We start from the raw sequence: 8,414 nt of genomic DNA, 5'->3' as shown, positions 1-8,414 counted from the left end.
CGGATGCTGACCTATGGGTTTTTCGGTTTTCGGCTGCTGGGCCGCTGGGCGAGACAGCCTGCGGCAACCTATCCTACCCGGCGACAAGCGTTTTGATGCGCTCGGCGGCAGATGCCATAGCGGCTTCGTCTTGCTCTGGTCCGTAGGCCACCCCCTCGGCACGAACCACCTCGACGTCTCGGATGCCCAGAAAGCCGAGAATATCAGTCAGGTACGTTGCGAGGTGTTCCACTGCCGCAAACGGGCCCTGAGAGTAGACGCCACCAGAGGAGAGCGCGAGATAGGCCTTGCCCTTTAGCAAGCCTTCCGGCCCGCTCGCCGTGTACTGAAAGGTCTGCCCGGCAATCGCGATGTGATCGATCCACGCCTTCAGGGTCGAAGGAATTGTAAAGTTATACATTGGCGATCCGATGACGATCACGTCGGCGGCTTTGAGTTCATCGACCAATGCCTTGGATCGCTGTGCCGTCGCGGTGAGCGAAGCATCCTTGTCACCCTCCGGCGCCCACGCCTGACGGATGGTCATGTCGACATGAGGAAGAGGATCGACCGTCACGTCGCGGTAGACGACCGAGGCGTCAGGATTGGCAGCCTTCAGCTTCTCGACCAGCTCCGCCGAGAGGCGACGCGTGTGGGAAGCTGCCGCGTCGCTGGCGCTGGCGTCGATGTGCAAGATGTTCATGAGGGGCTTCCTTGCGTCGTCACCATGATGATGGCGGTTATAAACGGGGGTCTGGCCGCCATGGCACACCTGCTAATGGACTGGAATGGGCCGCGCCAAAGAGGCAGATGTCCGGGCAAGGGAGCCGAGGCGGCCGGTTCGGGCTAACGAGGACACGCCGTCAAACCGAGAGCATGAGCGTTTGCTTTCTCGTGGGCTCAGAATGGGACTGATATCGATGATCCAGCTGCACTACCTCGAACGCTCGCGGGCGATCCGCATTCTCTGGCTGCTGGAGGAACTCGGCACCGATTTCGAATTGGTCGAGTATCAGCGCGACGCCAATCATCGCGCACCTGCGTCACTCAAGGATGTCCATCCGCTCGGCAAGTCGCCCGTCATCGTCGATGGCGATCTCGTGCTGGCAGAGTCGAGCGCCATACTGCGCTACATCGATGCCCGTTACGGCGCGAACCGCTTCTCGCCGCCGAAGGGTAGCGACGCCGCCGCGATCCACGACGAGTGGCTCGATTATGTCGAGGGATCGGCCGCATTCCCGATCATGCTGACGCTGATCGGTGGCATGACGGGCGGGCTGTCGGAGAAGATGGATGCCTTCGTGACACCGGGCCGGGAGGCGACCCTGCGCTATATCGCGGTGGGGGTCGGCGAGGGCCCCTTACTAATGGGCGAGCAGCTGACATTGGCCGACATGCAGATGTTCTACCTCTTGCAAGTCGCGGACCGTGCGAAGCTGCTGGCCGGCTATCCGGCGCTGACGGCCTATTTGGCGCGACTAACGGATCAGCCTGGCCTCAAGCGAGCGTTGGCGCGAGCCGGGGAGGCCGCGTCTTGAGCCGGCACTCGCGTCCCGTAACATTTATTGACGGCGGCGATGTCACGTCGGGCAAACTTGAAAGGCAGGATCAGATACACAGCGAGCAGGTGAGTTACGAGGCGGATGGTTTGGCCATGCACGGTCAGCTCTATGTCGGCGACGGGCAGGGACCTCGACCCGGAGTCCTGGTCTTCCCCGAGGCGTTCGGCCTCGGCGAGCACGCTAAGTCACGTGCCGAGCGGGTGGCCGCGCTGGGTTACGTGGCGCTTGCCTGCGACCGGCACGGCAATGCCAAGGTCTATGACGAACTTGACACCGTCATGGGGCTGATCGGGCCGCTCCGCGACGATCCGCGGCGGACCCGGGCGCGAGCGCGCGGCGTGCTAGATGCACTGCTCGCCCGACCTGAGGTGGACCCCACGCGGGTCGCCGCGATCGGCTTTTGCTTCGGTGGCACTATGGCGCTCGAACTCGCCCGGAACGGGGCGGACGTCGCCGCGTGGTCGGCTTCCACAGCGGTCTTGCGACGGTGCGGCCGGAGGATGCCGCCGCGATCACTGGCAAGGTCCTCGTATGCATCGGCGCCGACGATCCCGGCATCGATGCCGACCAGCGGCGCGCGTTCGAGGAGGAGATGCGAAACGGCAAGGTCGACTGGCAGATGCACCTTTATAGCGGCGTGGTGCACAGCTTCACTAACCCGGCCGCGGACCGGCTCGGCCGGCCCGACTTCGCGCGCTATGACGCGAAGGCCAATGCTCGGTCCTGGGCCGCCATGCAGGCCTTTTTCGACGAGGTGTTTACCGCGGCCTGATCCGTCAGGGGCGACACCGCGTCAGCCGCGCTGTGTCGCCCAACCGGTTACCGAGGTGCCGCCGAACACCATGGCGTTCACCTCTGGTGAGAATATCCGCGACGGGTAGGCAGGCTCGGGCGCACCTGCCTCGTCAAGCCGCGCCTTCTGCTCGGCCGACAGCTTGATCTCCAACGCCGCGATGTTGTCATGGAGCTGGTCGACTCGGCTCGCACCGAGGATCGGCGCAGTGATGCCCGGCCGCGCACAGGCCCACGCAAGCGCCACCTGCGCCGGCGGCCTGCCGACATCGTCCGCCACGGCGCGCAGGACGTCGAGGATGATCCAGTTGCGTTCGGTGAACTTGGTCTCGCCGAACGGATTAGGCTTGCTCAGCCGGCCGTCCACGCCCTCCTTCTCGCGCGGGTCGGCGGCAGTATCTTCACGGTGGTATTTGCCCGATAGGAAGCCTCCCGACAGCGGGCTCCACGGCAGTACGCCCAGCCCGAACTCGCGCGCGGCCGGCAGATACTCGCGCTCGATGTTGCGCTCGGTCAGCGAATATTCGAGCTGGAGCGCGATCGGGCCGGGCACGCGGTAGGCCGATGCCAGCGTCGCCATCTTCGCAAGGTACCAGACCGGCACGTTCGACAGGCCGAAATAGCGGATCTTGCCGCTGCGCACGAGGTTGCCCATCGTCTCGAGCACCTCCTCCGCTGGCGTGACCATGTCCCAGACGTGCTGCCAGTAGAGATCGATATGGTCGGTCCTGAGCCGCCGCAGCGAGGTCTCGACGCGGTCATGGATCGCCTTCGCGCCGTTGCCGCCCGCCTGCGGGTTGCCGGGCTCGCGATTGAAGCCCGATTTCGTCGCGAGGACCAGCCGGTGGCGCAGCGAGCGTTCCGCGATGAATCCTCCGAGCATCTCCTCGCTGTTACCCTTGGCATAGAGGTCGGCGGTATCGATGAAGTTGCCGCCTGCTTCGACATAGGCATCGAACACCGCCCGCGACCCATCCTCGCCGGAGCCCCAGCCCTGCGCGCCGAAGGTCATCGTGCCGAGCGCCAGGGGGCTGACGGCCAGCCCCGAGCGGCCGAGGGTGCGGAAATCAGTCAAGGACATATGATGTTCCCGTCAGGGGATGGAGGGAGCGATGCTTCCACGTATAGGCTTTGCTCGACTTGGCAACGAGGGCGGATGGAATGAGTGGACGGGCTTTGGTGCTGGGCGGAGGCGGCGTCGCCGGCATCGCGTGGATGACGGGCGTCCTGCTCGGCCTCGAAGACGAAGGCGTGCATCTGCGAGACGCCGACGTTCTGATCGGAACCTCCGCCGGCTCCACGGTTGCGGCGCAGATCGCTGGCGAAACGGGCCTCAGCGACCTGTTCCAGCGGCAGATCGATCCGGCGCGCCAGGTCGCCGAACTCATGCCGAAGCCGCATCTGCTGGAACTGGCCGGCAACGCGCTTTCCGTCCTGTTCAAGCTCAGCGACCCGGCCGAGAGGACGCGGCGGATCGGCGATCTCGCAGCCCAGACGACGACGGTGGAAAAGGCCGTCCGGCGCGAGGTGATCGCCGCACGACTTCCGGTGCACGACTGGCCCGATCGGATGTTGAAGGTCGTGGCTGTCGACATCGCGACCGGCGAACCCCGAATCTTCGACCGCCTGTCCGGTGTCGATCTGGTCGATGCGGTCGCGGCGAGCTGTGCGGTGCCGGGCATGTGGCCGCCGGTGAGCATCGGCAGTCATCGCTACATGGATGGGGGCATCCGCTCGTCGGACAACGCCGACCTCGCCGCCGGCTGTGGCAGGATCGTCGTCATGTCGCCGCTGGGCACCGGGGGTATGACGTTGCCGGGGAGCGGCGGCCTCGCGGACCAGGTTGACGTTTTGCGAAGCTCCGGCAGCCAAGTGCTTGTCATCGAACCGGACGAGGTGGCGCGCAAGGCGATCGGCCATAATCCGCTGTCACCGGAAACACGCACCCCGGCAGCGCAAGCCGGCCGTGCCCAGGGTTGGGCGGAAGCCGGACGAATCGCCGCAGTCTTTGGCAATGAGCCGGTTACAGGAGCGGGCTGACCAGCCTGGCTAGGTTGCCGGCGATCTTGTTTGTCAGCCCACGCGTCCCCCAGCTTTCCCGGTCGAGCACGCGACCACCCGTGCGGTAACCCTGCTCCAACCGGCGCAGTTGCTCAACGACGGCGCGGTCGTAGCAGATCAACGTCGTCTCCGAATTCAACTCGAACGAGCGCATGTCCATGTTGCTCGATCCGATCACCGCGATGTCGTCGTCGACGCTGACATGCTTGGCATGGAGGAAGTTTGTTTCGCACAGCGCGATCGTGATGCCGGCTTCGAGCAGTTCCTCAAAATACGAGCTTTGCGCCAGGTCGATGAAGCGGCTGTCGCTGGCGGCGCTGACGATCAGCGTCACGTCGATCCCGCGCAAACCCGCCGAACGTAGCGCGAACAGCAGCGGCTCGCTGGGAATGAAATAGGGCGTGGTCAGAACGACCCGTTGCCGTGCCGCCTCGATCAGCGCGACGAACAGCATGTCGATCCGCGCACAGGGGTAGTCGGGCCCGCTCGCGACCGCCTGTGCGGTGCTGCCGCCCTCCGTCGACGGCGACGGGAACAGGCTGTCGTCCCGCAACGCCGTCTCGGTTTCCAGAAACCAGTCGCCGATGAACACGATCTGCAGCTCGGCGACGATCGGCCCAGTCACCCGTACCATCAGTTCGCGGTTGGGCGTGCCGGCCTCGCCGCCAGCATCGACGATGTTCTGTGATCCCATCCAGCCGGTGCGACCATCGATGACCGCGATCTTGCGATGGTTGCGCATGTCGGCACGACTGACCTTGCCCCAGAAGCGTACCGGCAGAATGATCCGCAGGTCGATGCCCGATCCCGCCAGCCGCTTCGCGATGGCGCGGCGGCTGGCGCCCGACCCGAAGGCGTCGATCATCAGGCGGCAGGTGACGCCGCGAACGACGGCGCGCTCCAGCGCTGACAGGATCGCATCACCCGTATGGTCGTCGGCGAAGATGTAGAACATCAGGTGGACGTGATCGCGAGCGCCGTCGATATCGGCGGCCAGCTTGGCGATCACCTCCTCGTAGACCGGTTCCAGCTCGATCTGGTTCGCGCCCAGCACCGGCATCCGGCCGATCGCGTGCCCCAGCGCGGCGATTGGTGCGAGCTGCGCCGGCGGCTCCGCCACGGTTGCGGCCAGTGCCTCCCGCGCATCGATCAACGCTTCCCAGACGACCGTCGGCAGCTTCGCCACCCGTTCGCGTCGCCACTTGGGATGCCGCGCCCGGCCAATGACCGCGTAGACGAGCGTTGCCGGCCACGGCGCGACCATGAACAGCAGCAGCCAGCCCTTGGCAGCTTCCGGCGAACGACGGAACGGCACTACCAGCAGCGCGCCGGCGCGGATCACCCACTGGGAGGTGGCGAAGAGGCCGAGCCAGACGTCGGCATGGATGCCCAGCACCAGCATGCTAGCTTATCGTTGCCGGGCGGCAGGCGCGCCGGTCAGGCCGTCAGCGCTCCAACCGCCACCCAGTGCGCGGTAGAGCGTGACAATGTTGTTCAGCTGATCCTGACGGACGGAGATCGCCTCCAGCTCGGTCGAATAGAGGTTCCGCTGCGCATCGAGCTGCTCCAGATAGGAGGCGTAGCCGCCGCGATAGCGGTCGGTTGCCAGCGCGACCGACCGGATCAGGATCGCGCGCCGGTTATGCAGCCGTTGGATCTGCTCGGCGTAGCGGGTGACGCCGGTCAGCGCCGTTTCCGTCTCCTGGAACGCGGACAGCACCGCGGCGCGATAGGCAAAGGCAGCCTGATCGCGTCGCGCGGTCGATACGTCCACCTGCGCGGTTAGCCGCCCGCCGGCGAAGATCGGCGCGAGGATGCTGCCGCCGATGCTCCAGATCGTGACGGGATCGTAGTTAAGCGCGTTGACGAACAGCTGGCCGATACTGGCGGACAGCGCCACCTGCGGCAGGAAGGCGGCGCGGTCGGCGCCGAGGCTGGCGTCGGCGGCGGCGATCGCCAGTTCCGCGCTGGCGAGGTCCGGGCGGCGACGCAGCAGATCGGACGGCAGCGTCGCAGGCACCGCAGGCGGCAGGAACGCCTGCAATGCCAGCCCGCGCGGAATCGCGGTCGGGAGGTCGCCGGTCAGCCGGCTCAGCGCGTTCTCCTGCGCACGCAGCGCCAGGCGAAGTTGCGGTATCGCCTGCTCGACCGCCTCGTACTCGGACTGAGCCTGGGTCAGTTCGAATTGCGAGATGTAGCCGACGCGTGCCTGATCGGCGGCGAGCCGCAACGCCTCCGCGCGCGAACGCACCGTCTCCTCCGACACCTGCAACTGCGCGTCGAGCGACAGCAGGCCGATGTAGCCCTGTGCCACCTGCGCCGCGACCATTAACGCGGTCGCATCGCGATCGGCCTGACTCGCGACATATTGCAGCCGCGCCGCATCGGTCAGCCTCGAGAGGCGGCCGAACAGGTCGAGCTGCCAACTGACCTGAAGCTCCGGCTGGAGCGCGGTGGTCGTGGCCGGGCCGGTGGTGCCGAGGTCGCGCGACCGCGATACGCCGCCGGTGGCGTCCAGCATCGGCAGACGGGCAGCGCGGGCCAGCCGGACGTTCGCCTGCGCTTCCCGGATGCGCGCCGCCGCGGTCAGCACGTCCGTATTGCGCGCGAGCGCGGCCTCGATCAGGCGGGTGAGCACGGGATCGTTGAACGCCTGCCACCAGCGCGCGTCGATGCGCGCGCTGCCGCCGATCCCGTCGCGCCAGACCCCCGGCGGCACGACCGCGCTGATCGCGGGAGGCGGGAGGCGGGGTGGCACGCAGCCGGCGAGCAGCGACGACAGGCCGGCACATAGCGGGATCAGGGCAGCACGCCGCCTCACCGGGCAACGCCCTCGCCGGTTGCGCCCGCGGTCTCGACGCGGGTGACGACCGACATGCCCGGCCGCAGCCGCTTGGCGAGTGGCTGGTTCGGATCGATCGTGATGCGGATCGGGATGCGCTGCACCACCTTGGTGAAGTTGCCGCTGGCATTGTCAGGACGCAGCACGCTGAACTCGGAGCCGGTGGCGGGCGCGAACCCCTCGACATGGCCGGTGAGCCGCTCGTCCCCCAGCGCGTCGACCGCGAACGTCGCCCGCTGGCCGGGACGGATCGCGCGGGTCTGCGTCTCCTTGTAGTTGGCGATCACCCACAGCGCCTCGGGTACGAGGAACAGCAACTGCGATCCGGCGGCGACATATTGGCCCTGACGGACGCTGGCTTCGCTCAGCTGGCCGTCCTTGGGGGCGAGGATCACCGTGTTGACGAGATTGATCTTCGCCAGGTCGCGCTGTGCCCGCGCGGTCTTCACCTGCGCCTGGAGACCCAGGCGCGAGACGGTGGTCGCCTTCACTGTCTCCTGCGCGATGCGGATCGCCGCCTGCGCCTTCAGCACGTTGGCGGCGGCAGAGCGGGCGGTGGCGCGGATCTGGTCGCGCTCGCGCAGCGAGACGGAGCCGCGCGCCGCCAGCTCGTTGACGCGCGCCTCGTCGGCGGCGGCACGATCGCGCTCGGCCTGCGCGGCGTAGAGGTCCGCGCGGCGCGCCTCCAGGTCGGCACCGTTCTGGGCGATCGTCTGCGTGGCGTTGGCTAGGTTAGCCTCGGCCGCGTCGGCCTGACCCTGCGCCTGCTCCAGCTGCTGGCGATAGATGCGGTCGTCGATGCGCAGCAGGGGCTGGCCGGCGCGGACATGCTGGTAGTCGCGCACCATCACGTCGGCGACATAGCCGTTCACCTGCGGCGCCAGCACCGTGATCTGGCCGCGCACATAGCTGTTCTCGGTGGTGACGATCGTGCCGGTGAACGGCCACAGCTTCCACGCGTACAGGATCATCAGCACGCCGAGCAGCGCCACGCCCGCCATGACGACGACGGTCCAGCGTTTGGGCTGGATCGTCTTCGCGGGCTCTGCTCCCACCGGCGCGGCCGCGTCGTGGTCGAGCGGCCGGCCGTGTGTGTCCACTAGCGGCGGCGGACCATCCTCCCCCGCTCCGGCCGACGGATCAGCCGGCTTGATAATGCGATCGTCTGACATGCGGTC

General features: G+C 67.1%; 7 protein-coding genes and 1 pseudogene. 3 read left to right on the top strand and 5 right to left on the bottom strand.

Going from position 1 to position 8,414, the window contains the following annotated elements:
• Window positions 1-73 precede the first annotated feature (73 nt).
• Window positions 74-682: an FMN-dependent NADH-azoreductase gene (locus L8F97_RS20235; protein WP_242154233.1), complete on the bottom strand. Its 609-nt coding sequence runs from the start codon at window positions 680-682 to the stop codon at window positions 74-76.
• Window positions 683-899: 217 nt separating this feature from the next.
• Between L8F97_RS20235 and L8F97_RS20230 the strand changes: the two genes are divergently transcribed.
• Both L8F97_RS20230 and L8F97_RS23040 read left to right on the top strand, forming a co-directional pair.
• Window positions 900-1,517 (top strand): glutathione S-transferase family protein, encoded by a 618-nt coding sequence (locus tag L8F97_RS20230; protein WP_242154231.1) that lies wholly within the window; start codon window positions 900-902, stop codon window positions 1,515-1,517.
• A 116-nt stretch (window positions 1,518-1,633) separates the two neighbouring features.
• A pseudogene (locus L8F97_RS23040) lies at window positions 1,634-2,313 on the top strand (dienelactone hydrolase family protein).
• A gap of 21 nt (window positions 2,314-2,334) precedes the next feature.
• On the opposite strand, the gene L8F97_RS20215 reads toward L8F97_RS23040, so the two are convergent.
• Window positions 2,335-3,414, bottom strand: a complete 1,080-nt coding sequence (locus L8F97_RS20215; protein WP_242154228.1) for an aldo/keto reductase — start codon at window positions 3,412-3,414, stop codon at window positions 2,335-2,337.
• Between the two features lie 98 nt (window positions 3,415-3,512).
• Here L8F97_RS20215 and L8F97_RS20210 point away from each other — a divergent pair, with 98 nt between their 5' ends.
• Window positions 3,513-4,373: a patatin-like phospholipase family protein gene (locus L8F97_RS20210; RefSeq protein WP_242154237.1), complete on the top strand. Its 861-nt coding sequence runs from the start codon at window positions 3,513-3,515 to the stop codon at window positions 4,371-4,373.
• On the opposite strand, the gene cls is transcribed toward L8F97_RS20210, so the two are convergent.
• From cls to L8F97_RS20195, 3 genes are read right to left on the bottom strand one after another with little or no spacing between them, the layout of a single operon-like run.
• Window positions 4,357-5,796, bottom strand: a complete 1,440-nt coding sequence (gene cls / locus L8F97_RS20205) for a cardiolipin synthase (RefSeq protein ID WP_242154226.1) — start codon at window positions 5,794-5,796, stop codon at window positions 4,357-4,359. The genes L8F97_RS20210 and cls overlap by 17 nt on opposite strands.
• Window positions 5,797-5,802: 6 nt before the next feature.
• Window positions 5,803-7,215, bottom strand: coding sequence for an efflux transporter outer membrane subunit (locus tag L8F97_RS20200; protein ID WP_242154224.1), 1,413 nt, complete (start codon window positions 7,213-7,215; stop codon window positions 5,803-5,805).
• Window positions 7,212-8,408, bottom strand: a complete 1,197-nt coding sequence (locus L8F97_RS20195) for an HlyD family secretion protein (protein ID WP_242154223.1) — start codon at window positions 8,406-8,408, stop codon at window positions 7,212-7,214. The genes L8F97_RS20200 and L8F97_RS20195 overlap by 4 nt, the downstream gene beginning before the upstream one ends.
• Window positions 8,409-8,414 lie beyond the last annotated feature (6 nt).

The organism is Sphingomonas sp. BAUL-RG-20F-R05-02 (genome assembly GCF_022662305.1).
Taxonomy (GTDB): Bacteria; Pseudomonadota; Alphaproteobacteria; order Sphingomonadales; family Sphingomonadaceae; genus Sphingomonas.
This window is presented reverse-complemented; position numbering and strand designations above follow the sequence as displayed.

Bases quoted from the DNA above. Each gene is read 5' to 3' on its own strand.
- L8F97_RS20235 (WP_242154233.1), bottom strand. From the start codon at position 682: ATGAACATCTTGCACATCGACGCCAGCGCCAGCGACGCGGCAGCTTCC.
- L8F97_RS20230 (WP_242154231.1), top strand. From the start codon at position 900: ATGATCCAGCTGCACTACCTCGAACGCTCGCGGGCGATCCGCATTCTC.
- L8F97_RS20215 (WP_242154228.1), bottom strand. From the start codon at position 3,414: ATGTCCTTGACTGATTTCCGCACCCTCGGCCGCTCGGGGCTGGCCGTC.
- cls (WP_242154226.1), bottom strand. From the start codon at position 5,796: ATGCTGGTGCTGGGCATCCATGCCGACGTCTGGCTCGGCCTCTTCGCC.
- L8F97_RS20195 (WP_242154223.1), bottom strand. From the start codon at position 8,408: ATGTCAGACGATCGCATTATCAAGCCGGCTGATCCGTCGGCCGGAGCG.